The organism is Pseudomonas sp. DWP3-1-3b3, assembly GCF_049896305.1.
GTDB classification, from domain to species: Bacteria; Pseudomonadota; Gammaproteobacteria; order Pseudomonadales; family Pseudomonadaceae; genus Aquipseudomonas; species Aquipseudomonas azotoformans_A.
Genome location: NZ_JAFCUA010000001.1, coordinates 294,062 through 315,782 on the forward strand (window position 1 = coordinate 294,062; position 21,721 = coordinate 315,782).

The 21,721-nt window shown below is 53.5% G+C and carries 20 protein-coding genes; 11 read left to right on the forward strand and 9 right to left on the reverse strand.

The annotated features are described in order from the left end of the window. Positions 1–6 precede the first annotated feature (6 nt). Together ACP7BX_RS01465 and ACP7BX_RS01470 are read right to left on the reverse strand one after the other, a co-directional pair. On the reverse strand, positions 7–336 hold the full coding sequence (locus ACP7BX_RS01465) for a YXWGXW repeat-containing protein (RefSeq protein ID WP_426131277.1): 330 nt from the start codon (positions 334–336) through the stop codon (positions 7–9). 129 nt (positions 337–465) lie between these two features. Beyond that, entirely contained in the window at positions 466–1,365 is a 900-nt protein-coding gene (locus ACP7BX_RS01470; RefSeq protein WP_426131279.1) for a DMT family transporter, read from the reverse strand. 98 nt (positions 1,366–1,463) lie between these two features. Between ACP7BX_RS01470 and ACP7BX_RS01475 the strand changes: the two genes are divergently transcribed. Then, complete coding sequence (locus ACP7BX_RS01475; protein ID WP_033902553.1) at positions 1,464–2,300, forward strand: LysR family transcriptional regulator; 837 nt, start codon at positions 1,464–1,466, stop codon at positions 2,298–2,300. 71 nt (positions 2,301–2,371) lie between these two features. Here ACP7BX_RS01475 and mqo read toward each other — a convergent pair whose 3' ends face one another. Then, positions 2,372–4,018: a malate dehydrogenase (quinone) gene (mqo, locus tag ACP7BX_RS01480; RefSeq protein ID WP_033902554.1), complete on the reverse strand. Its 1,647-nt coding sequence runs from the start codon at positions 4,016–4,018 to the stop codon at positions 2,372–2,374. A 482-nt stretch (positions 4,019–4,500) separates the two neighbouring features. Between mqo and ACP7BX_RS01485 the strand changes: the two genes are divergently transcribed. The 3 genes from ACP7BX_RS01485 to ACP7BX_RS01495 all read left to right on the forward strand — a co-directional run bounded on the left by ACP7BX_RS01485 (position 4,501) and on the right by ACP7BX_RS01495 (position 7,697). After that, a complete protein-coding gene (locus ACP7BX_RS01485; protein WP_426131282.1) occupies positions 4,501–5,688 on the forward strand; it encodes an MFS transporter in 1,188 nt (395 codons plus the stop codon). A gap of 169 nt (positions 5,689–5,857) precedes the next feature. Further along, positions 5,858–6,520, forward strand: coding sequence for a Wzz/FepE/Etk N-terminal domain-containing protein (locus tag ACP7BX_RS01490; protein ID WP_426131284.1), 663 nt, complete (start codon positions 5,858–5,860; stop codon positions 6,518–6,520). Between the two features lie 337 nt (positions 6,521–6,857). After that, on the forward strand, positions 6,858–7,697 hold the full coding sequence (locus ACP7BX_RS01495) for a hypothetical protein (protein WP_314532873.1): 840 nt from the start codon (positions 6,858–6,860) through the stop codon (positions 7,695–7,697). Between the two features lie 4 nt (positions 7,698–7,701). On the opposite strand, the gene ACP7BX_RS01500 is transcribed toward ACP7BX_RS01495, so the two are convergent. Both ACP7BX_RS01500 and ACP7BX_RS01505 read right to left on the reverse strand, forming a co-directional pair. Continuing rightward, complete coding sequence (locus tag ACP7BX_RS01500) at positions 7,702–7,923, reverse strand: hypothetical protein (RefSeq protein ID WP_314532876.1); 222 nt, start codon at positions 7,921–7,923, stop codon at positions 7,702–7,704. Between the two features lie 751 nt (positions 7,924–8,674). After that, positions 8,675–9,235, reverse strand: coding sequence for a fasciclin domain-containing protein (locus tag ACP7BX_RS01505; RefSeq protein WP_426131286.1), 561 nt, complete (start codon positions 9,233–9,235; stop codon positions 8,675–8,677). A gap of 889 nt (positions 9,236–10,124) precedes the next feature. On the opposite strand from ACP7BX_RS01505, the gene ACP7BX_RS01510 reads away from it, so the two are divergent. From ACP7BX_RS01510 to ACP7BX_RS01530, 5 genes are all read left to right on the forward strand, one after another. After that, complete coding sequence (locus tag ACP7BX_RS01510) at positions 10,125–10,436, forward strand: hypothetical protein (RefSeq protein ID WP_426131288.1); 312 nt, start codon at positions 10,125–10,127, stop codon at positions 10,434–10,436. Next, positions 10,423–10,665 carry a hypothetical protein gene (locus tag ACP7BX_RS01515; RefSeq protein ID WP_426131290.1) on the forward strand — a complete coding sequence of 81 codons (243 nt, stop codon included), beginning with the start codon at positions 10,423–10,425 and terminating at the stop codon, positions 10,663–10,665. The genes ACP7BX_RS01510 and ACP7BX_RS01515 overlap by 14 nt, the downstream gene beginning before the upstream one ends. A 9-nt stretch (positions 10,666–10,674) precedes the next feature. Next, positions 10,675–10,920 carry a hypothetical protein gene (locus ACP7BX_RS01520; RefSeq protein WP_426131292.1) on the forward strand — a complete coding sequence of 82 codons (246 nt, stop codon included), beginning with the start codon at positions 10,675–10,677 and terminating at the stop codon, positions 10,918–10,920. 1,226 nt (positions 10,921–12,146) lie between these two features. After that, positions 12,147–13,442 (forward strand): Wzz/FepE/Etk N-terminal domain-containing protein, encoded by a 1,296-nt coding sequence (locus ACP7BX_RS01525; protein WP_426131411.1) that lies wholly within the window; start codon positions 12,147–12,149, stop codon positions 13,440–13,442. Positions 13,443–13,940: 498 nt separating this feature from the next. Further along, a complete protein-coding gene (locus tag ACP7BX_RS01530; RefSeq protein ID WP_289329492.1) occupies positions 13,941–14,156 on the forward strand; it encodes a hypothetical protein in 216 nt (71 codons plus the stop codon). 103 nt (positions 14,157–14,259) lie between these two features. On the opposite strand, the gene ACP7BX_RS01535 is transcribed toward ACP7BX_RS01530, so the two are convergent. Next, positions 14,260–16,038 carry an ATP-dependent nuclease gene (locus ACP7BX_RS01535; RefSeq protein ID WP_426131294.1) on the reverse strand — a complete coding sequence of 593 codons (1,779 nt, stop codon included), beginning with the start codon at positions 16,036–16,038 and terminating at the stop codon, positions 14,260–14,262. A 1,174-nt stretch (positions 16,039–17,212) separates the two neighbouring features. On the opposite strand from ACP7BX_RS01535, the gene ACP7BX_RS01540 reads away from it, so the two are divergent. Both ACP7BX_RS01540 and ACP7BX_RS01545 read left to right on the forward strand, forming a co-directional pair. Continuing rightward, a complete protein-coding gene (locus ACP7BX_RS01540) occupies positions 17,213–17,551 on the forward strand; it encodes a hypothetical protein (RefSeq protein ID WP_426131296.1) in 339 nt (112 codons plus the stop codon). Positions 17,552–17,576: 25 nt separating this feature from the next. Further along, on the forward strand, positions 17,577–18,257 hold the full coding sequence (locus ACP7BX_RS01545) for an SOS response-associated peptidase family protein (RefSeq protein WP_426131298.1): 681 nt from the start codon (positions 17,577–17,579) through the stop codon (positions 18,255–18,257). Positions 18,258–18,277: 20 nt separating this feature from the next. Here the strand turns inward: ACP7BX_RS01545 and ACP7BX_RS01550 are convergent, their stop codons facing one another. The 3 genes from ACP7BX_RS01550 to ACP7BX_RS01560 all read right to left on the reverse strand — a co-directional run bounded on the left by ACP7BX_RS01550 (position 18,278) and on the right by ACP7BX_RS01560 (position 21,573). Further along, positions 18,278–18,619 carry a hypothetical protein gene (locus ACP7BX_RS01550; protein ID WP_426131300.1) on the reverse strand — a complete coding sequence of 114 codons (342 nt, stop codon included), beginning with the start codon at positions 18,617–18,619 and terminating at the stop codon, positions 18,278–18,280. Between the two features lie 147 nt (positions 18,620–18,766). Next, positions 18,767–19,816, reverse strand: coding sequence for a phage portal protein (locus tag ACP7BX_RS01555; protein WP_426131302.1), 1,050 nt, complete (start codon positions 19,814–19,816; stop codon positions 18,767–18,769). After that, a complete protein-coding gene (locus ACP7BX_RS01560) occupies positions 19,816–21,573 on the reverse strand; it encodes a terminase ATPase subunit family protein (protein WP_426131304.1) in 1,758 nt (585 codons plus the stop codon). Before ACP7BX_RS01560 ends, ACP7BX_RS01555 begins: the two co-directional genes overlap by 1 nt. Positions 21,574–21,721 lie beyond the last annotated feature (148 nt).

The following is a 21,721-nucleotide window of genomic DNA, read 5'->3' on the forward strand; positions in this document are numbered from 1 at the left end:
CAAGTCTCAACGAACCCAGCCACCGCCCTGCCAATGGTAGCCGTCGTTGCGCTGGACCCAATGTGGATGCACGTAGCGATAACCTTCGCGCACCGGCTCCCAGTGGCCGTGTACTGCGACATAGCGCCCGCCTTCCCAACGCCAATAACCGCGTGACCAAATGTAGCCATAGCGCACCGGCGGCTCGACTTCGATCACCTGCACCGGCGGCGGTTGTGGCGCGATGACTTCCACATACTCGCGTTGTACCGGCCTGCGCTCATGCACCACGCGCTCTTGCACACATCCGGATGCTGCGACGACCATGGCCGTCAATACCGCATAACGTAGCCACATACAAAACCCTCGGGCGCTGACGCCCAACACTTGCACCGCGAAAAATCCCCCGTTGTGACAGCCGCGCTCCTGCTTGGCTGTGGGTATTTTTAACAGGTGATGTCTGTCAGCTTGCTGAACCCGCAAGCCTCAAGAGGCGCACGCGACGGTCGGTCGTTTCAGACGCACCAACAGCAGCCCGGCGACGACCACGGCAATGCCGGCGCAGGTCGAGGCATGGATCACATCGCCGAACATCATCGCTGCCCACACCAGCGTCACTGGCGGCTCCAGGTAGACCAGCGCAGCGACGTGGGTTGCGGTCATGACGCGTAGGAGCATCCAGAGGCTCAAATAGGCAACGAAGGTTGAAAACACAGTGAGCCAGACGATTGAGATCACTACGTCTGGGTCGCGGGGAATGCTCAGCGTGTCGGTATAGAGCACGGCGACGGTAAAGCCGATCAAGGTCAGCAACGACTGGATGAACAGCGGCAGGACCAAGCCTGCGTCCTGGGTTTGCACCGTGCGGCGCTCATACAGGGTCGCCAGCGTCAGCCCCAGCGCCGCAGCCAAGGGCAGCAGGTAAATGACAAGACCAACGCCTTCCCCGCCACTGCCGTACTGCCCGGCAATCACGATGGAAACGCCAACGAAACTGATCATCAGGCCAACCCACTGCCAGCCGCCACTGCGCTCGGTTGCGCTGCCGGTCGACAACGCCGCCGTCATCAAAGGCTGCAGGGCCGCGATGATGGCGGCGATGCCGGGGGGCAAGCCGTTCTGGATCGCGACGTAGAGGCAACTCAGGTACAGGAACTGCGAGAGAAAGCCGATGACGGCGTAATGGCGAACCTGCGCCCATGAAACCTTCAACAACCTGACGTTCAGGAACAGCCCCAGACACACCGAGACCAACAGGAATCGCCAGAACAGCAGGTTGAACGCACCGCCGCCCTGCGTGCCCAATTTGGCGCCGATATAGCCGGAGCTCCATGACAGCACGAACGTCACCTGTAACAGCAGTCGCTTTAAAGTTGATCGCGTCATGCAGCCTCCGGTCAGTACACATTGACTGAAAGGCTAGAGGCCACACATCATTCTGTATATTTGAATAACCTGCACCATCAATCCATAAAAGTGGAATCATGGCTAAACAACTGAATATCGACCTGCTGCGTACCTTTCACGCCGTGGCGCGCTTTGGGCGTTTCAACGAAGCCGCCGAGCAGGTGCATCGCAGTGCGTCCACCGTGACCACACAGATACAAAAGCTCGAAGATCAGGTGGGCCAACGCTTGTTCAGCCGCAGCAACCAAGGCGTGGAGTTGACGCTCTACGGTAAGAAACTGCTGGGCGAAACCACCGAATTCCTCAAGAGCCATGATCGCCTGCTGATTTCGCTGATGCCCCAGCGCATGCAGGGCAAGATCCGCCTGGGTGTACCGGACACCTATGCACCGGCCTTCATTCGGGAGTTTTTACCTCGGTTGATCGCTGACAACCCGCTGCTGGAGCTGGAGGTCGAAGCCCGCACCAGCGGCGAGTTGCTCAACCTGTTCACGGCCAATCACCTGGACCTGACCATCACCGTCAGCGCACACCCGCTGGCCCAGGGAGAACGCCTGGGCCCGGTACAGCCGCTGTGGGTCGCGGCCGAGCACTTTAGCTGTCCGTCGAATGCACCGCTGCCCATCACCGTCCCCATCGCCGGCTGCCCCTATCGCGCCGCCGCCTTGCAGGTACTGAAGGATCACGGGATTTATCACCGGATGCTGCTGGAAAGCCCCAATTCATCCGCCGTCGAGGCCTGTGTGCGCAGTGGCGTGGCGGTAGGCCTGATGGAGGAAAGCCGTATGGGTGAAGGGCTCAGGCAGATGACAGACCTGCCTCCGTTGCCAGCGCAACATCTGTACTTGTTGTGCGATAGCAGCAATGCACTGGCGTTGCATCTGCATGAGCAGCTCAGGCACTTCCAGGTCTGAACGCCAGGGACAAAAAAGCCCGCTGACCGTTACCGGTTCAGCGGGCTTTTTACATCGGCTCGATACTTGGCTTACAGCGCCAGGTCAGAGGCCGGCTTGCTTGGCTCAGCTGCTGGCTTGGCAGCCTCGGTGGCCTTCGGAGCAGCACCTTGAGGAATCGCAGGTGGCGTCGGCAGTTGCAGGATTTCGGCGGTGTACGCCCATTCCTTGGCAACGGCTTCAGGGCTGTCGTTCAGCTTGGTGCCGTAGCTCGGTACGATCTGGTGCAGCTTGGTCTGCCACTCAGGGGTCGCGACCTTGTCCTTGAACACTTTCTGCAGCACGGTCAGCATGATCGGAGCCGCGGTGGATGCGCCTGGCGATGCACCCAGCAGGCCTGCAATGGTGTTGTCGGCGGAGCTGACCACTTCGGTGCCGAGTTTCAGGACGCCGCCCTGCTCTTCGTCACGCTTGATGATCTGCACGCGCTGACCGGCTTGCCACAGGCGCCAGTCGGATTGCTTGGCGTTCGGGAAGTATTCCTGCAGCGCCTTGAAGCGGTCGTCATCAGACAGCATCAGTTGGCCGGCAAGGTACTCGACCAGTGGGTATTCACGAATACCGACTTTGGTCATTGGCCAGATGTTGTGGGTGGTGGTGCTGGTCAGCAGGTCCAGGTACGAGCCTTCTTTCAGGAACTTGGTCGAGAAGGTCGCGAATGGGCCAAACAGGATCACGCGCTTGCCATCCAGCACGCGGGTGTCCAGGTGCGGAACCGACATCGGCGGTGCACCCACCGACGCTTTGCCGTAGGCCTTGGCCAGGTGCTGCTCGGCGACGGTTGGGTTATCGGTCACCAAGAACGAGCCGCCTACCGGGAAGCCAGCGTATTCCTTGGCTTCAGGAATGCCCGACTTTTGCAGCAGGTGCAGTGCACCGCCGCCCGCGCCAATGAACACGAACTTGGCGTCGGTTTCGGTCTTGGTGCCGTCTTTCAGGTTTTTGTAGCTCACACGCCACGAACCGTCGGCGTTCTTGGTGATGTCCTGCACTTCGCTCGACAGCTTCAGGTCGAACTTAGGCGTGGTCTGCAAGTGGGCGACGAACTGGCGGGTGATCTCGCCGAAGTTCATGTCGGTACCCAGCGGGCTCCAGGTGGCCGCGATTTTCTGGTTCGGGTCACGCCCTTCCATCATCAGCGGAACCCACTTGGCGATCTGCGCCGGGTCTTCGGAGTACTGCATGCCAGCGAACAGCGGGCTCGCTTTCAGGGCTTCGTAGCGTTTTTTCAGGAACTTGATGTTGTCATCGCCCCACACAAAGCTCATGTGCGGTGTGGTGTTGATGAACGAACGCGGGTTCTTCAGCACGCCCTGCTGGACCTGCCAGGCCCAGAACTGACGGGAGATCTGGAACGCTTCGTTGATCTCGACCGCTTTCGGGATCTCAACGTTGCCGTTCTTATCTTCCGGGGTGTAGTTCAGCTCAGCCAGGGCCGAGTGACCTGTACCGGCGTTGTTCCAGCCGTTGGAGCTTTCTTCGGCCACGCCGTCGAGGCGCTCGACCATTTCCATCGACCAACCCGGCTCCAGCTCATTGAGCCATACGCCCAGGGTTGCACTCATGATGCCGCCGCCAATCAGCAGCACATCGACTTTCTTTGCCTCTTCCGCGTGAGCAGAGCTGATCCCCAGCGACAAAGCCAGCCCCAGCAGGGCAGTGTTTACTTTTTTAAACATCAGTAGCACCTATGATAAAACGCCATCCGCCCTACCGCCCCTGATCATGGGCAACCCTCCATCGCAGCTGCGCAAGGCAGCACCGCGGGGTTTGCACATTCACGAGAGAACCGCAGGGTGGGCACACAAGGCCGACGTATCGACCTCACTGTTTATGTCCCTTCTGCGCTGACTTCTTATCATTATTGGCTTCAGCTACCTGGGCGACAGCCAATCGCTGGGACGTATGCGGATGTACGCACCCAGGAAAGACTAGACCAAGACGGCGCGCAGAATATCACGGCAAACAGCGTTTATGCGCCGTTTGGCCAATTGACAGCTCTAAATCGCGGCTTTTAATGCTCCGATGTCAAGCCTGGCAGGCGCGACCTGGGGTCACAGGTGCGGAACTCTGCCGAAAAAGGCTGTTCTAGACACCCTCGGCGCCGCTTGCGTAGCATCGACGGCTCCCCTTCGTGCAATCCATTCCAATAGAGTTACCCATGACTATCCAGCAAACACCCGGGCATGTGCTGCCCGCGAGCAGCGCCGCCAAAATGGAAGCTGCCATGGCCGTGGGCGCCTTCGCGATCGGCACTGGCGAGTTCGCCATCATGGGCCTGATGCCCGACATCGCCCACAACCTCAACTTGAGCGAACCCCAGGTCGGCCACGCGATCAGCGCCTACGCCTTGGGTGTAATGGTCGGCGCGCCCCTGCTGGCGATCCTCGGCGCCAAACTCCTGCGCAAACATATGCTGCTGTTGCTGATGGGGCTGTATGCCCTGGGTAACCTGGCCACGGCCTTCACCCCGACCTTCGGCTCACTGGTGGCGTTTCGATTTATCAGCGGCCTGCCCCACGGTGCCTATTTCGGTATTGCCGCAGTGGTGGCTTCGAGCATGGTGCCGACCGACAAACGCGCCGGCGCTGTAGCGCGGGTGATGATGGGACTCACCCTGGCGATGCTCCTGGGCAACCCGATTGCGACCTTCCTTGGACAATATCTGGGCTGGCGCTCGGCGTTTGCGTTGGTGAGCGTCATCGCGCTGTGCACGATTGCACTGGTCTGGCAGTTCGTTCCCGACCGCCGCGACGAACCCCGTAGCGACCCACGCAAGGAACTGCGCGCCTTCACCAAACCGCAGGTGTGGATGGCCCTGGCCATTGGCGCCATTGGTTTTGCGGGAATGTTCTGCGTGTTCAGTTACCTGGCGCCGACCATGCTCGAAGTCACCAAAGTCTCGCCGCAATGGATCCCCTTCGGTCTCGCGGCATTTGGCGTGGGTGGGATCATCGGCAATATCGCTGGCGGCAAGCTGTTCGACCGCCTGCAGTTTCGCGCGGTGGGCTTGATCCTGGTGTGGTCGATGGCGGTACTGGTGTTCTTCCCGTTTGCCGCAGGCTCGTTGTGGGGCGTGCTGCTGGGGATCGGGCTGGTCGGCACCATGGTGTCGTTGGCGGCGCCACTGCAGATCCGCTTGATGGATATCGCCCACGAAGCGCCGAGCCTGGCGGCGGCGTCCAACCATGCCGCATTCAACCTGGCCAACGCACTGGGGCCGTGGTTTGGCGGAATGGCGATCACGGCTGGGCTGGGGTGGACGAGTACCGGGTATATCGGAGCCGCCACGGCACTGGTTGGACTGGGCGTTTATCTGGTAGCGAGGCGGATGCAGGGCGGCCATTAAGCCCTACCTACCTGAACGAAAATACTAACTAAGTCGGCGCAGCTCTTTAAAGAGTCGCGCCGGACCAAACAAACACGAACTATTCGCATCTACTGCACCATCACACTATTACGTGGGCGTTTTGTGTTTTTTTCTCTACAATTCCGGAATGCAAATAAAGGAATTTTTCGTGAGCAGTCCAACGAATCTTAAAGCCCAGTCCAACGATGATGAAATTGATTTGATCCCGCTTGTTCAAGCATTGTGGAAAAGCAAGATAACTATTATTGCAACCACCCTAGTGGGTATCGCAGCGTCTTTGGTACTCGCAGCCACATCACCTGAACAATGGACTGCCAGCACTTACATCACCAAACCGTCACTGTACAGCTTGTATAAAGAGGTCAATGAAAAAGACGCTCCCGTCACTCCCAGCAAGCTGGGTGCGGAAACCAAGTTGTACAGCACGATCCAGAACGATGTGTTCTATTCCGCCATGGGCGTCATGGCTGCCAAGTCCGTTAGCCTGAAAGACACTCCACCCAAATCAGGTGGAAGCGAGCCGGTGCTTTATATCGCCTCAACCACTGCGACCAGCGCAGAACTGGCCACTGCCCAGCTGAAATCCGCGATGGCGACCGCCAACACGGAAGCTATAGCACTAAACTTGCCGACATTGGCTACCCGCACTACATTAAAAGCATTTAACACCCTTGATGATGTGAAAACCTCCACCACTAATAGCACTAAGAAATTTGTTCTTCTGGGTGCCTTTTTAGGGCTGATTTTAGGAAGTGTCTTTGTCATGGGTAGATTTCTGATTCGACAATACAAACAGTCGAACGGAGTCTGAGCTGAGCTATAGAAACTCTTCAATCAGGAAGAACGTGGTGCACACCTGCAGGGAAGCAACAAAAACAATAAACAACTTCGCGGAAAAGTTGTTTTCATCAAGAGGACTTTAAAAAGTAGAGTAATAGCCCTAAGCCATTATTGCGCTGTGACTGGTTTTTTTCACCGTAATTTTTGCTGAACGCAACGCGCCCGTGCTGCCGAACCTCTCCCCCTTGCGTCAAGAAAAACCTGCGCCCGTCAGCACAGGTTTAATTTTCGTTCAGCTTCGGTTCAGGTTGGATCCAAAATCGATAGCTTGTAACATATCTGTCATATTTAAATGACAAGGATGTGTTTTGAGCTTTCCTGACAGCAGTGTGCTCCAGAATTTCCCCTCGACACTCAACCACCGCAACGCCACGGTCTTCACCACGCAGAGCACTGATGACAGCGCCCTGCAGGCGATTCAAGACCTGATCGACACCCGCTACCAGTTAAAAGACCGCGTCAGCGCCCCGCTGAAAGGAATGGAAAGCGACCTGTTCGCCAAATCCCAACCGCTCGACAGCCTCAGACCCAAATTGCGCGTCACATTCGGCCGCTCAAAGCGCGACGGCACATTCGACTGGCCAGTGGAAGAGGTCATCAACACCTTCAGCGCACAGAAACGCGGCGCCCCCGTCGCCGGCCTGTATGGCTTCGGCTACAGAAAATCAGCGCTAGGCCTGATCCAGGAGTTTTTCATCTTCACCGAGATGCTCGACGGCTACCTCAGTGGACTGGCTTGGCTTGAACAAGCGCGCGACATCCACAGCCTGATCACTGCATCGTTCAAATTGCTGCGTACCCTGCACAGCAAAAACGTGGTGCACATGGACTTCTGGGCCGAAAATGTGATGATCAATCTGGAGCATCCCACCCTCGCCAAGGCGATCGACCTGGAAAACTGTTTCCTCACTCCGACAGAACACCTCAGCGAGGTACTCGCATTCCAGTTCGGTTTCTATTATCGGCGGGAGATTTTCCGGTTCGTGATCGAGCAGGATTACGATCGTATGGTCATGGAGGAATTGGGTAAATATGAAGGGATTGATCGCAATCGCTTTGATGAAATGTACGCGTCAAGCAAGCACGAAAACATAAGCCGCCGGGCGCGGCGTGAGATTTTTCATAAAGGCACGCTCACCACCTGCTGACCCATCAATCGTCGTGCAGCAACCCGGAGCCGTACTCACCATAACTGCTCCCAAGCCCACCGCCTCCAAAACTCATCTTGGCGGCTTTGTTGGGGCTATGGTCACCAAACGCCTGGCACCCCCCTGAAAAGCATGGGTCGTGGCTCACGCTTGATAAATCGGACGAGCAAGCACCCAGCAGTAAAGTGCTGGTGATCAACACGATTTTGATCAGTTTCGAGGCCATAATCCCGCTCCCATTAGACTGGAGGCGTGGACGGCCTCTCTCAGGACTATCCTAGCCTTCAAAAACGCGGGAAATGATGAAACCTGCTTGTGTCACAGGTTTGGTTCAGAAAACCAGCGCGAATCCTGCACCTTTATTCCTGATAAACTCGCGTCCTTCGCCCTACCCACCTCAGATTGTCCAATGTCCCCGATCAGTGCCGCACCACACTCTTTTTCCCGCCGTTTCTCCGTCGCGCCGATGATGGATTGGAATTACTAATCCTATAGGCCACGTATTCCTTGCTCTGCAAAGCAGACCTGAAAGCTACGTACCACTTTCGTACCAATACTACTTCCAAGCAGTGACGCCATGCTCCTCACGACAGGCGGCAATCGGCCAAAAGTAGTCATTGCTTAGGCGCTGAATGGACGCTGTATACGCCTGAAGTGATGAGGGTTCGAATCTCTCCTTCACCGCCAAATTGAGAAAACGCAAGCCCCTGATTTTCCTAGAGAAAGTCGGGGATTTGTGGTTTTTGGCATCCTAAAAATGGCCCCATGGGACCACCATGGGACTGGCGCTCTATTTTGGTGCAGAAAGGAGGCTGATCACTCGTTGCGCGGGGGAGGGACATTTCATCTGTCTGGGCACGGCTTTGCCCGACGTAGTTTTTCTCTGGCAGTGCTGGCCTTACCGTCCAATGGAAAGCAAGGCCAGTGTCTTTCAAGATCGAACTAAGCCACGTTCTATCGCTTTGATGCTCATGTGCCTACTTCGGCATCAACACTGTGTCGATGACATGAATCACTCCGTTGGACTGCATGACATCGGCGATAGTGATAGCTGCTTTACCGCCTTTGGCATCCTCAACCCACAACTTGCCGTCGTGCAGCCAGACCGTCAGCGACTCGCCTTGAACCGTTTTCAGCGTGACCTTGCCGCCATGCATTTTGGCATCGTCCATGAGTTGCTTGGCTGTATGAGTGCCAGCGACCACGTGATAGGTGAGGATCTTAGTCAGATCGGCTTTGTGTTCTGGCTTGACCAGTGTGTCGACTGTGCCAGCGGGTAATTTGGCGAATGCTTCATTGGTTGGGGCGAAGACGGTGAATGGCCCTTTGCTGTTAAGCGTATCGACCAGGCCGGCCGCTTTTACTGCTGCGACAAGCGTCGTATGGTCTTTAGAGTTAACGGCGTTTTCTACGATGGTTTTGCTTGGATACATGGCTGCGCCGCCAACCATTACGGTATCGGCGGCATAGCTAAGTCCGGAGCCAGCGCAGATGAGGGTGAAGCAGGCAATAGCAATGCGTTTAATGAGCGTATGCATGATGCGTCTCCTAGATTCTTCGGCCCCTTCCAATGAGGGGTGATTGATTTACGTAGGAGACACTGAGTTGGATGCAGGACGGTGAAAAAAGATGGAGATCGGTTTCGGTAATAGCTGGCAGCTGCAGTTCTTTCCGGGCCTTCAGCGATTGGCGCAGAGCGGGGATCAGTTTGGGATTAATGGGGGGGGGCGCTGTGTTTATGTGCATCAAGCGAGACGTACTACTACGCATTAAGGTGAGATCGAGCCTCTTCCCATGATTTTCGCGCTTCAACGTATTTTGCATCCGCGAGGTCTTTTGCCGCTTGAAAGCTTCTGACAGTGTCATCCGAGCTGGGGCTGACACTCAGGAGCGCATAAGCCTCATCATTCAGACGGTCAGCTTCTGAAAATAGACGATTGCTCTCGGCGGTTTCTTCAGTCCAGGTCCGTTTGGATATTACTTTGCATCTCATTCTCTTCTCTCTTTCCTTATAAGCCCGAGCGTCAGAAAGGCGCAATCCGAGCCACATAATTGAACTGTGGCTGAAGGGTAAATAAGCGCAATGGTGGCTACGGGCCCTTGATTCATTAACTTCGTCCAAATTCGGTATGGGTCTTTGAATCGTGCACTTATTCGTCGAAAATGGTTTAAAAAATAATTTTCCATTTATTATATTTCGATCTGTTTTGTGACGTGGCGCAAGCTCCATTCTCGACAGTTAAGAACCGGCCAGTAGCTGGCTTTTCTAATAACACCGCTTATGTTCAAAAGGCCCCTACACCAGCACCAGGAGTGGGGGCTTTTTCATTAGTGTGCGAATGCCACAACCCCCTACACTGGTGCACCGCAGTCATAGGTTTTGGCTAGACTGCAGACCACCGGCTGACCCCCTCCTGGACTCGCCTTATGACAGAAAACGAAGCCAACCCTAATGGGCCGCAATACGGTACTGAGCGCCGCGATGACTCTTATACCGGCATAACCTTACCGACCAAGTTTTTGACATATGCCTGGGATCTGGAGTTGGGGAATATCGGGCGCGACCTCAACGCCTCGCTCGTCGTCCGCCATATTGGGCGCGCTCAAGGGTTTGCATGGGCTTTGCGCGCCGCCGATCTCATCAATGAAGACGTTCTTAAAGCGATGACTGAAGCCATAACCGCCGCCGAGCAGGCAGTCCGGGATCGTATCGCTAAGGGGATTCATGGAGACTCCTGATCCACCAGCATTTATGGCCGGTGCATTGAAAAATGCTCCCGACTTCGCGCTGGGACAATGGAACGATCGCTGGAAGATGAGCGTCGAAGCGGTACGTTGCCGTCACTGCTTGGCGCCGCAGTGGCCTAGTAATGCCGATCTTCCCGTGCGCCACTGCCCAGGCTGTGAGCTGAGCGAGGAGCAATTTCCGTTGCGTGATTTGGCCGTGATCCTAAGCGGCGTGGTTTAAAGGAATACTATGAGCATCTTGGATGGCTTAGGCGTAGTCGATTTGCCGCCGTCAATTCGTACCCGTACTACTACTCATCTAGCGCGATTGTTACTGGCACACGACCCTCATACTTTGGCGTTGGTCCAGGCTCAAGCCCTGGGTTTTGTTGAAGGGTTAGAAGTCGTCCATGGCGTAAATTCGGCAACGATTGAAGCCATGAACCTAGCCATTGAACACGTGGCGACTGATCGATTGAAGGAGCTGTTGCTGTGATCGCTGAGGCGGTTCAATCCGAAACGCTGAAAGCGTTAGTGAGTCAGCATGTGATCCGCGAGGCGGTCGTAGGTCGAGTGTCGGGTGATGACAGCAAGTGGACGCTGTCTATCCGGCTCGGTGGTCCTACGGCGCGTCTGATCCCTGTCCGCTCTAGGCGTGAGCCTTTGCGCATTTGGGCTAGTTTGACGGCCGTAGGTCGTTTCGCCGATACGGTGGGGTTGCGTGGGTTTACGGTTGAACTGTGACCGGCGGAAGCTTTAGCACCAACTGCAGCATCCCCACCACATCGTTACCATCTGTATTAATCCACGCCCCATAATTTGCCGTTGGTCTGACAGTATTGCAGAGGCCTTCGTGAGGGGCCGCTATTGGCCGGCTGCTGCCGGTCATGAGCGAAAAATATCGGCCTTTTCGGTGATGGATTGGTACAACTAATCCTACACCCCCTACAAAACGGGAGTTTAAAGCACTCTCGCAACCCACCTGTACCACTTTCGTACCAGCACTACTCACACGCACTAATTCCCCGCCCCTTTTCGCTTGCTTTCGAAAATCCTAGAGTTGTCACTGCTATGCTTGATTTTTTCAAAACGAGCCGCAAACCATTGCAAGGACGGACGTGCTGGAACGGCTTTATAAAAATCAACTGGCCCTGGAAACGGCTGGGATGGAACTGACGCTTGTGGCTGAGTAACAAAACGCTTGCGAAGCGGGTGAGAATATTTGAGGTGCACTTCACACGATTGGTGGAAACTCGGGCCATCAAACAAGGCCTGACTCGAATTGGAAGGGCAGACCTCACCTAAATGGCAATTATCGGCTAAAAGTAGTCATTGCTTAGGCGCTGAATCGACGCTGTAGACGCTTGAAGTGATTAGGGTTCGAATCTCTCTTTTAACGCCATATTTTACAAACGCAAGCCAATGATTTCACTAGTGAAAATATATGGATGGCTTTCGGTTTTTGGCGTTCAAAAAACGGTCATAAGGGACAGATTTGGGAAAAATCCTAATTTTTTGCGCTTAGCCGACGGTTGGCTAAGCTCATCGGTTGCGAGATGAAAAGACTGAGTTTAGGATGCTAAGGTTAGTCCGAGATTGATTATCATTTCTAGAATGCTAGTACTGATCTCATCTCACAAAGGAAGCTCAATCCCCCCTCTTAGAAATATTCCTATTCAGGATGAATCGATTTTGAGTAATCTTTCAAATGTACCCCGGGTAATGGCATCAGATCAAATAGACCTGGTCGCGCTTTTTCATAATATATGGAAGCAAAAGCTTGTAGTCTTGGTGATTACGGTTTTATTCGGTGCTTTAGGTTTGATATTTACTCTGTCAATACCTAAAGAGTACGCCGTGAGTTCTCTTTTGCGACCCACCGCGATCAACGATTTGGATGCGCTTAATCGTTCTCAAGTATATACACTACCTCCCACTGAGGCTCTGAATAAAGTTGGTGCTCGACTAGATTCTTATGAGGCACGCTTTGGCTTTTTTAAAGCTCACCCAGAACTTTTTGATGCTTTTAATAAGCCAGGCCAGACTCTTGAGCAAGGCTTTGAATCATTTAATTCAAATTCGATAAGTCTAGTATTGCCAGATCCTAAAAAAACAGAGCTTAGCAGCTATATTCGTTTGGATATGCGGTATCCGGACGGTGTGGATGGTGTTGCTATACTTAATGGGTTTGTTGATTTTGCTGTTGCAATGGAACGTCAACAAATCGGTGCAGATCTTAAAGTTATCGTTGAGAATCGTCTTGCAGAGGTTCAAGGAAAAATAAGTGCAGCACGATCCAATTATGAGACTGACAAAGAATCTAAAATTGCCCAGATACTTGAAAGTGATAATATTAGACAGGCTAAACTGAAAGATGAATTGGCAGGGATTCGTCTTCAGACGAATATAACGCGCACCAATCGTATTTCTGAGTTGTCCGAAGCTATTTCTATCGCCAAGTCGATGGGAATAAAATATCCATCGACCCCATCCTCCATATCCAGCGCATCGCAAGTTGGGGCAAACCAAATAATGCGTACCGAAGTAAACAACCAGACAATTCCACTCTATTTTTTGGGCACGGAAGCTCTTGAAGCAGAGCGCGCTATTTTAAAGCAACGGTCTAGCGATGACTTTGAAAGTCAGCGCATTGCGGAAATTGCAAAAGAATTAAAGTTGTTGGAGGTTAATCGTGAGGTTGAGGTTTTAAATCAGCGTAAAAATGAAGACATCTTCTTACAGAATATTGAGCCTTTAAGAACTGAGAGAGCTCGGCTTCGTAACATTAATACAAATATGAGTGCATTGGAATTAGTATCAATTGATCGCAGGGCACAAGAGCCGATTGGACCTTTGAAAGTATCTAAAATCACAATTTTGGGTTTAGCCTTATTTGTCGGATTTATTCTAGGTGTAATTCTAGCCTTGTTTCGTCAGTTAGTTCTTGATCGTCGAAGTAGCTTAGCTGACCTGCCGGTGTCTACATTTGATATTCCGAAAGTTATTAAAGATTCGTGAAGTTCTTTATTTTGAATGATCGCTGGCGATTCCAGTAACACCCCGACATTTAAAGTAATGAAGGGCTACTTACGCGGTAGTGAAAAGCAGAGCTGCCGGACGCGTGTGTCTTAATTGATCAGTCGAGAACTGCAATTGGCGTGAGACTCATAGCCAATTGCAGCATCCCCACGACATCAGGCCCGTCTTCATTAATCCACGTCTCATAATGATGGCGGATCATACTGCCGTTGGGGTTTACAGTATTGAAGAGAGCCTCGTGAAGGGCCGCTATTGGTCGGCTAAAAGCCTGTCACGAGCGAAATACATCCGCCTCTTCGGTGATGGATTGGAACTACTAACTCTACACACGTTGAAACCCGAGCCCTCTAGCTCACCATAGAAATCCCCGTACCACTTCTGTACCACTCCCCTGCCAAGCACTGTAGCTCTTCGCACATATCTGCTCCGCGTAAATCCGCTGCTATGCTTCATGCTTTAGGAATCGGGGCAATATTGATGGCGAGCGAATACTCACTGGTGGATGTGCTTGAAAGGATGTATGAGAACCAACTAGCGTTAGAGGCAGCAATCATGGAGCTGGTGTTATGGACAGAACAGCGAGGCGAATTCACGACTGGTGAGAACGTCCGTGGCGCCCTTCAAACCTTTGGTGAGAATGCAGGCCACATTAAACAAGGCTTAGCCAGGCTTAAGAAGCAGGATAGTACATAAATAAATTTATCGACAATGCGGCAAGAGATTCAAACGTACCGGACGTTTGAATCTCAGATGGTGCCTGAAGAACGCCCCACAGCTTGAGCCAAAAGCTTTAGTGCTAGCGATACTCTATAGGATACATACCATCAAACTGGTGGTTAGATTCAAGTATAAAAACCCTCAGCCTCTCCATCTGCTTTTGTAAGTCCAAGCGTTTCACGTCAGCAACATAATTAGATGTATAGTATTGTGCAACTTTTACCTTGCTCGCCTCTTTTACGTCTCCGCCGCTGGCCTTTTTATACTTAAGAAGATTCGCCCACTGCCCGCGGCTTTCCAATGATTTCGCTGAAGGGTGGACTGCGAGAACAGCTGCCTCTACCAATGTTTCATCTAAGTAGTTCTCAACCTCTCGACCCTTTGTAACCCACGCAAATCCAGGGCCAAGGTCAAACTCCTCTCGGAGTCGCTGCTTAGTCAAGGACAACTTAGCATGAGCACTGGATTTATCACTATCAAACATTATCACAGAATGTCTATTAAGCTTTCTAATACTTATAAAATCCTCAAGCCTTTCTTGCTCATCGCTATCGAGTGCCGACAAATGGCTAAATAGCCGGCCGCCATAAAACATTATTGAATAGTGGACGCCTTCCACAAAACTATCGACAAGGGAGGCAATCCAATAATTCAAGTAAATCCTGTCGGAAGGTCCTTCAACCCAGATAACACAGTTAGCCTGCAAAATATCGGAAGCTTTATAACCGAGATTACTGCAAATTTCTGAACGTTGCCTGGTGCTCGATATAGCCTCGACTTCAGTAGCCCCCTCAAATTGAGTAACATGAAAAATTTCCGCCTCTACAGCATCTAATAGATGCGCAGAATGAGTGGTAAAAAAATATTGATTATTAGTTTTATTGTTCAGGTATGCTACCAACTTTCGCTGAAGCAAAGGATGCAAATGCAGCTCGGGCTCTTCTATACACAATATACTATCCTCGAGCAGAGTAGCGGCCGCTGCAAGTATGATAACCTCATGCACACCGGTCCCCAAGGATTCTAGTGGTAAGGTTTTACCGTCCATATGAACGAGTATCATATCTCGATCATGAGGTATCTCTATGGAAGCACTTAGATTTTCGAGCACATCGGATAAGAAATTATTTATTGCAGTAAATTTTAATTTATCTTTTTGAAGCTCCAAAGTCGGGTTCTGGATTTTCGCCAAGCGTTCGATTATCCCTTCTCCGCTGAAATCCGCAGCCTGAGTTCCCGAAGCTCCAATTTTCCTAATTGCAGGAATTACTTCAATCTTTGGGATAGTATCTGGAGAGTAAGCCAGCTTTAGTATCGTTTCCGGAACCCAATGTTCTTTTAAACTTCCGCGACCCTGCTTAGTTAAAGTCGTCCATAAAATCTGCCATTCGGTGGCGTTAAGCACCCCCGCCACTTCCTCTCGATCATAAACCAAGGAAAACTTTCTACTCAAGTTATCATATAGATAAACGAACCATAATTTCTCACCATCATTAAACGCTGGGCTCATCAGTATTTTTTTCGCTAACTCCACATCGCGACGAGAGCCTTCATTGCCAATTTTCCCCCAAAGATAATCATCTATATCAGAAAACCTCATATTAAACGCGACTCTACGATCGACCTTGCCTTTTGAAATATGCGCATCTATCGCAGACAGCTGAATAGCGTCGCTTATCCTCTCGCCTTTTACTCCACGTAAAAACGTAGAATAGTAATTAAAAAGAAAATTAATAATATTAGACTTTCCGATATTATTTTGACCAATAATAAAATTTACTTTTTTTAAGGGAGCCAACTTAACAAGTTTATCCCCAATACTTCGATACCCAGAAAAACCAAATCCTTTTAGCAACATATCACCCTCAACCTACAGGTTAAATTATTTATAACAACTCTTCCGTTTTTAGACATCTCTAAATATCACGCTGTGCCCGAACAAGCATCGCTTGTGAATTGCTCGAAGGCGCGTCAATCCTAACGGTGCATTCGCATTACTGGATATTGAAATTTCCCCAAGCTAAGAAACAGATTCGGACCGCCCACTTCACCTGCTGCATCCTCTCGATTCCTCCACAGGCACAGACTCACCGCCAAGCCAGGCTGATGTGGTCTTGAAGTGTCTGTGCAACAGAGTGCACGCGCAACAGCTAGCGAACCCCCGCTAGCCCCAGTCCCTTAGAATTTTCAGCTTTTCATGTTGAACCACGGGAAAGAGGTTAGGAGGGTTAGTTTTTTTCAGTGAGCCCTGAAAGCCTTGTCTGTAAGGGCTTTTCGAAGGGTTGGCGAGGTTAGCTTTTCGGTTAGGCCTGGTTATATCCTAACCTTTAGTAGTGTTAAATATTCAACATATTAATTCTTTTAAAAACAGATAGTTACAAACTCCTAACCTTTGACCTAACCCATGTTAACCCATCAAAGTTAGCCCTCAAGCCCAACAAATACGTGCATTCCAACCCAATCACACCCCCGCAAAAAAAAACTAACCTTTTTCCCGAGGGACCTACAGAATTCAGCCGTGCATGCGTGCTCATAGGCGTTGCGCAAACCATCCACCCTCGCAGGGTTCCGCAGGTTTCTGCCCCCTCCTGAAAGCTAAACGAGCGCCCAGCCTTAACCGCCGGGATTAGTCCGCAGGTCCGCAGAAAAAACGACCCGTTTAGACCGCAGGCGAGGTGGGGGGACGACGGCGCGCGCCGGGCGGTGAAGCACGTCACTGCCCCGATGTGGCACGCCTGTAGCCCGTTATGTGGCACGCCAACTCCCCGAATTGTCGACAGCTCCCTGGGTGCCAACCACGTAGCCCCCGAAGCCCCGTGTTTATTGGTCCGCGCGGGCGTTTTAGCTTGCTGTGACACCCTGCAAATGCTATGTTGGATTGGTTTTTTCATGCTGCTGAAGGACAAACCTTCATCTATCCCAGCTGACTTTTTCTGACCCAAATCCCCCTCCCTCCTACAGTTCGTCGCCTCAAATCGCGTCATGGGCAAACCTCAATTACTGTATGCGTATACAGTATTGGATTCGCCCCTATGAATAACGATGAAGACACTCTCGGCTGGCTTGGCCTCCCTACCCCATTGCAAATGTACCGGCAGCACTGCCGCCTCCTGGAGAACGAGATCCAGGACCTGAACGTGCAACTGCGCAAAGCACGGGAGGATGTCTTCGGAATCAGTCAGATGCTGCTGGCTACCCAGGCGAAGAACGCCGAGTTCGCTGGATACCTTCGTCAGAGAGGCGGCGAAGCGGCGGAGATGCGCAAGCAGATCGACACCCTGACGACGTCACTGAGGGTCAGTCAGCGTGAAGCCGAAGGCCTAAAGCGAATCGTCAAAGAGATGAGGCCTCAACCGACCACGATTGTCTAAGATCAAACGGAAGGAGGGCTTGGCTATGTGCGGAAGGCTATCGCAGTACAGGGGAATCCACGACTTCGTCGCGGCGCTGAGCATGCCCAACGCCCTGGTAAACTCAGTGGGTGACCAACCGATCGAGCGGTACAACGTTGCTCCGACGACACAGGTGGCATTGCTGCACCTGCAAGGCGAACTGCTGCACGCTGATCCCGTTCGCTGGGGATGGCGACCGCATTGGGCGAAAGACCGCGCCGCACCTATCAACGTACGCGTCGAGAAGGTCGCCCACGGTCCATTCTTCAGGGCGATCTGGCCGCACCGTGCGATCACGCCTATCGACAATTGGTTTGAATGGGTGGATGAAGGTGGACCGAAGAAACAGCCCTACCTGATCCGCAGGCGGGAGGGAGCGCCGATCCTGTGCGCCGCCATCGGCCAATTACCAGACGCCGATAAAGGCCCAGGCGAGCATGATGGTTTTGTAATCATCACCGCCGACAGTGTCGGCGGCATGGTGGACATTCACGATCGAAGGCCAGTGGTACTGACGCCCGACCTTGCCCGCGAATGGCTGGACCCGGCAACGCCAAAAGAGCGTGCCGAGCAGATGGTGTTGCACCAGGGCGAGCCAGCCGAGGCCTTTGAATGGTTCAAGGTCAGCGACGCCGTAGGGAACGTAAAGAACAAGGGAGCAGAATTAATTTCTAGATCCCAATGATCTGCCCCTAAAACTCGTACTTACTCATCTGGGACAGGTATGAAACCGCTACGAAGATATTCCTCGAGTTCATGATGCAAGCACCAAATTCGCTCTGCGAACGTCTGCGCAGTCTTTTGACGCATGCGGTAGAGAGTAGCTCGTAATCGGTCCTCTCCATTCCAACTCTTAACCGTTAGTTCAGAGATGATCCCTGCGATTTCAATCCTGAAATAATCTGGAAGATCCGGCTCATCAGGAACATTCGCAAGCAAAAATTTATCGAGCATGGCTACGGTTAAACGATCCTTAATATCGCCTCTACCGGTTGCCAAAATACGAGCTGACTCTCTAACTCGGTGCTGCAAATTCCCCAGTGACATAACTACCACCTCCTATGGTTTCGCGGATTATTGCCACGTGTGCAGCCCACCTTCCAGCTGTTTTTTTTGACGTTTCGGCTCCCGGTGGTTCACCAATAGCGCGGGAGCTTTGTCTATTAGGAATAAAAATTGTCCGGTAGCTGGTGATCAAGTCCCTACCGGAATATCATAGGGCTTGAAGCGCACGACCTCCTCCCCCAGCCAGTCATTCACCTGCGCCATACGAGCTTGAATCGGCTCCAGTTCATTGGCCGCATAGATCTGCGCCGCCTCCCTGATCGACCCAAACCCACCCGCGTTCTGCGGCACGATGCCCATCAGCTGCGGCGGAATGCGCAAGCTAGCTAGCACGTCATCGCGGGTCTGGTTTTTGATCGAGTTGAACTCGTCCTTGGCCGTCACTTCGCTGACGGGGATGATCTGCAACCCGTCCTTTTTGCCGTTCGGCGAATACACGAACAGGTTGCGGAAGTTGCCAGGCCCCTTGGAGTCCTTCAGTGCCTTGCGCAGTGAATCGACGTCCGCTTCGTTCTGCGCGGCATCGGTCATATAGAGAATGAAACCCGCATGACTGCCGTTCTCGTAATACTTGCGGCGAAACAGCGTGGCCGATTCATTCAACAACGCCGACTGCAACGCGCTGATCCACTCAGGCAGCCCGTACACCTCCTGGTGCAGATCCGCCTCCCGCAGGTGAAAGACCGTGCCTGGTTCGAATTCATGCTCCTCCTTCCAGCCCTGGACCATGAACTGCCGGCCGTCCTTGCCCGAGCGCATGTACTTCGCCAACGGCGGTGCCAACTCGCGTACCGGGCCGAGCATCGAGCGCCGTCCTTCCAGATAGCCGTTACCCAGGCACAGGAAGTCCAGGGCGAACTGTTCGAACGCTGCGCGCGACAGCAGCCGGTGTGGGATAAAGGTTTTGCTCAACAAGTTGCGCTTGAACATCAACCCCGAATGCAGATGCACGCTAGAACCCACCGACCGCGCCAGACCATCCAGCGATAGCGGCGGCTCGTACCACCTCCCGTTAAACCAGCACTCCAGATAATCAAACACCTCCCGGCCACTCAACACTGGTGACGGATCGCCGAAGCTGAACGCCTCCATCTTGCTATCACTGCGCGGAATGAACTCCTGCGTTGCAACCGTGGAAGCCTGGGCCACTTGCTTGGTATTTCTGCGGCGGTTCGACATCAAAAAATCTCCATCCGCCCGGTGTTGGCAGTGGTCTGCCCTTCCAGCGGTTCGTTGTGCAATGCGTGAAAGAGCGCCCATGCCAGGTCGGCGTGGCCGGTGTTGTCGTTGCGGCCTGCGGTGTAGGTGAATTGGCGACCGCCTGCGGTGATGGTCTTGCGGATCGTCATCAACGACTGCGCCATGTCGGTCCAGCCGGCGTCGAACTCCAGCCGGCCCCGGTGGATCACGTCGTAGGCCTTCAGCACCAGCCGGGTCTTGACCTCAGGCGAATAGCTGAACGTGGTGACATTGGGGAAAAATTGGCGCACCAGCTGCGCCACGCCGCTACCCAGACCGGTGACGTCGATCCCGATGTACGTCACCCAGTAACGGTCGCAGACGGCTTTGATTACGCTAGCCTGGGCCGCGAAATCCATGCCACGGAACTGGTGCCGCTCCAGCACCCGGAACTTGCCCCCTGGCACCAGTGGCGGCGCGACCACCACCAGGCCCGAGCAGTCGCCGGTTTCCGCCGGGTCATAACCCACCCACACTTGGCGGTCACCGAAAGGCCGCATGGCAAACGGCTTGTAGTCCTCGGCCCACTCGACCCAGCTGTCGACCATGCACGGTTGCAGCACCGTCAGGGGGAAGATGCTCGCGCCATCGTCAACGAACTCGCACATCAGCAAGTTGGCGAACGCCTCGGGGCTGTATTCCCGCCGCAATTCCTCAATGTCGAACAGGTCGCAGCCGCCCTCCTCCGCGTCCAGGATGGTGACGATCTGGCGCCACAGCCGGTCCTCGCAGAAACGGCCCTGTTGGAGCGCGCCGTGGGAAACATCCACCTTGGTGTGTTGCGCCGCTGGCTTGCCCTTGTTGAAACGCTCGCCCGTCCAGAAGGTGTACGCCTCGTGGGCCATGGTCGAGGGCGTCGAGAAGTAGGTTTTGCGCCACTTCTTGTGCATCGCCATACCCGACGCAACCTTGTTCAGTTCCTCAAATTTGAACGTCCAGAAGAATTCGTCGAAATAGAAATTGCCGTGGTAGCCCTGTGCGGTGCGCGCGTTGGTACCGAGGAAGAACAGTTCGGCGCCGTTCGGCAGCACGATGGGATCACCGGTCAACTCGACGCCGATAACATCGCGGGCAAACGCCTGGATATACCCACGGAAAAGATAGGCCTGGTTCTTCGAAGCCGACAGGAAGATCTGATTGCGCCCGGTCTCCAGCGCATCAATGAACGCCTCGCGGGCAAAGTAGTAAGTAGCGCCGATCTGCCGGCTCTTGAGGATGACGCGGGTTCGCTGATTGCCTGCCCGATGCCAGTCTTTCTGGTAGTCGAAGCACTCATCGATAAACGCTTCACGCAGCAGCTCGATCTGCTCTTCGCTGATGTCGTTTTTCGGAGTCTTTTTCTTCGGGCCTTCGTTGCGCTTAGCGAGGTTGGGGTTGAGTTCGGTTTCAGTACCGCCACCCTGGAAGCGCTGAATGCGAGCCTGTCGCTCCAACTGCCGGTGCAGCAGGTCGATCTCTTTGAAGTCGCCGCCGCTCTTGCCTTCCTTGAGGATCAACTGCACCAAACGCGCTTCCAGCGCCCCACCGATGCGCTCGACGTTATCCGCCCGGTCCCACTCGTCGCGGGCTTTCCAGCTGTGTAGCGTTTTTTCCTTTTCGCCCGTAGCCTCGGCAATCTCGCAGATACGCCACCCCATCCAATACAGAAACTTGGATTGGCGCCGGGGATCGATTGGAAGCAGTTCAGTCGTAGTCATGGCCGCGATGCTGCCGCTCAAGCCCGCGAGTCAGTAGCGTCGCCCCTTGTAGTCCTGCCCTCTACAATCCCATCTCGTTGCCGCAACTCGCGCGCGTCACGACCATGCCCCTCATTGCAACGCACCGCTTACGTCAAAGCATGCGCCC

Excerpts from the sequence above, each read along its gene's own strand:
- ACP7BX_RS01550 (WP_426131300.1), bottom strand. The coding sequence starts at position 18,619 with ATGTCACTGGGGAATTTGCAGCACCGAGTTAGAGAGTCAGCTCGTATT.
- ACP7BX_RS01470 (WP_426131279.1), bottom strand. The coding sequence starts at position 1,365 with ATGACGCGATCAACTTTAAAGCGACTGCTGTTACAGGTGACGTTCGTG.
- ACP7BX_RS01540 (WP_426131296.1), top strand. The coding sequence starts at position 17,213 with ATGAATAACGATGAAGACACTCTCGGCTGGCTTGGCCTCCCTACCCCA.
- ACP7BX_RS01515 (WP_426131290.1), top strand. The coding sequence starts at position 10,423 with ATGGAGACTCCTGATCCACCAGCATTTATGGCCGGTGCATTGAAAAAT.
- ACP7BX_RS01530 (WP_289329492.1), top strand. The coding sequence starts at position 13,941 with ATGGCGAGCGAATACTCACTGGTGGATGTGCTTGAAAGGATGTATGAG.
- ACP7BX_RS01510 (WP_426131288.1), top strand. The coding sequence starts at position 10,125 with ATGACAGAAAACGAAGCCAACCCTAATGGGCCGCAATACGGTACTGAG.
- mqo (WP_033902554.1), bottom strand. The coding sequence starts at position 4,018 with ATGTTTAAAAAAGTAAACACTGCCCTGCTGGGGCTGGCTTTGTCGCTG.
- ACP7BX_RS01500 (WP_314532876.1), bottom strand. The coding sequence starts at position 7,923 with ATGGCCTCGAAACTGATCAAAATCGTGTTGATCACCAGCACTTTACTG.
- ACP7BX_RS01505 (WP_426131286.1), bottom strand. The coding sequence starts at position 9,235 with ATGCATACGCTCATTAAACGCATTGCTATTGCCTGCTTCACCCTCATC.
- ACP7BX_RS01535 (WP_426131294.1), bottom strand. The coding sequence starts at position 16,038 with ATGTTGCTAAAAGGATTTGGTTTTTCTGGGTATCGAAGTATTGGGGAT.
- ACP7BX_RS01465 (WP_426131277.1), bottom strand. The coding sequence starts at position 336 with ATGTGGCTACGTTATGCGGTATTGACGGCCATGGTCGTCGCAGCATCC.
- ACP7BX_RS01485 (WP_426131282.1), top strand. The coding sequence starts at position 4,501 with ATGACTATCCAGCAAACACCCGGGCATGTGCTGCCCGCGAGCAGCGCC.
- ACP7BX_RS01475 (WP_033902553.1), top strand. The coding sequence starts at position 1,464 with ATGGCTAAACAACTGAATATCGACCTGCTGCGTACCTTTCACGCCGTG.
- ACP7BX_RS01525 (WP_426131411.1), top strand. The coding sequence starts at position 12,147 with ATGGCATCAGATCAAATAGACCTGGTCGCGCTTTTTCATAATATATGG.
- ACP7BX_RS01560 (WP_426131304.1), bottom strand. The coding sequence starts at position 21,573 with ATGACTACGACTGAACTGCTTCCAATCGATCCCCGGCGCCAATCCAAG.
- ACP7BX_RS01545 (WP_426131298.1), top strand. The coding sequence starts at position 17,577 with ATGTGCGGAAGGCTATCGCAGTACAGGGGAATCCACGACTTCGTCGCG.
- ACP7BX_RS01520 (WP_426131292.1), top strand. The coding sequence starts at position 10,675 with ATGAGCATCTTGGATGGCTTAGGCGTAGTCGATTTGCCGCCGTCAATT.
- ACP7BX_RS01555 (WP_426131302.1), bottom strand. The coding sequence starts at position 19,816 with ATGTCGAACCGCCGCAGAAATACCAAGCAAGTGGCCCAGGCTTCCACG.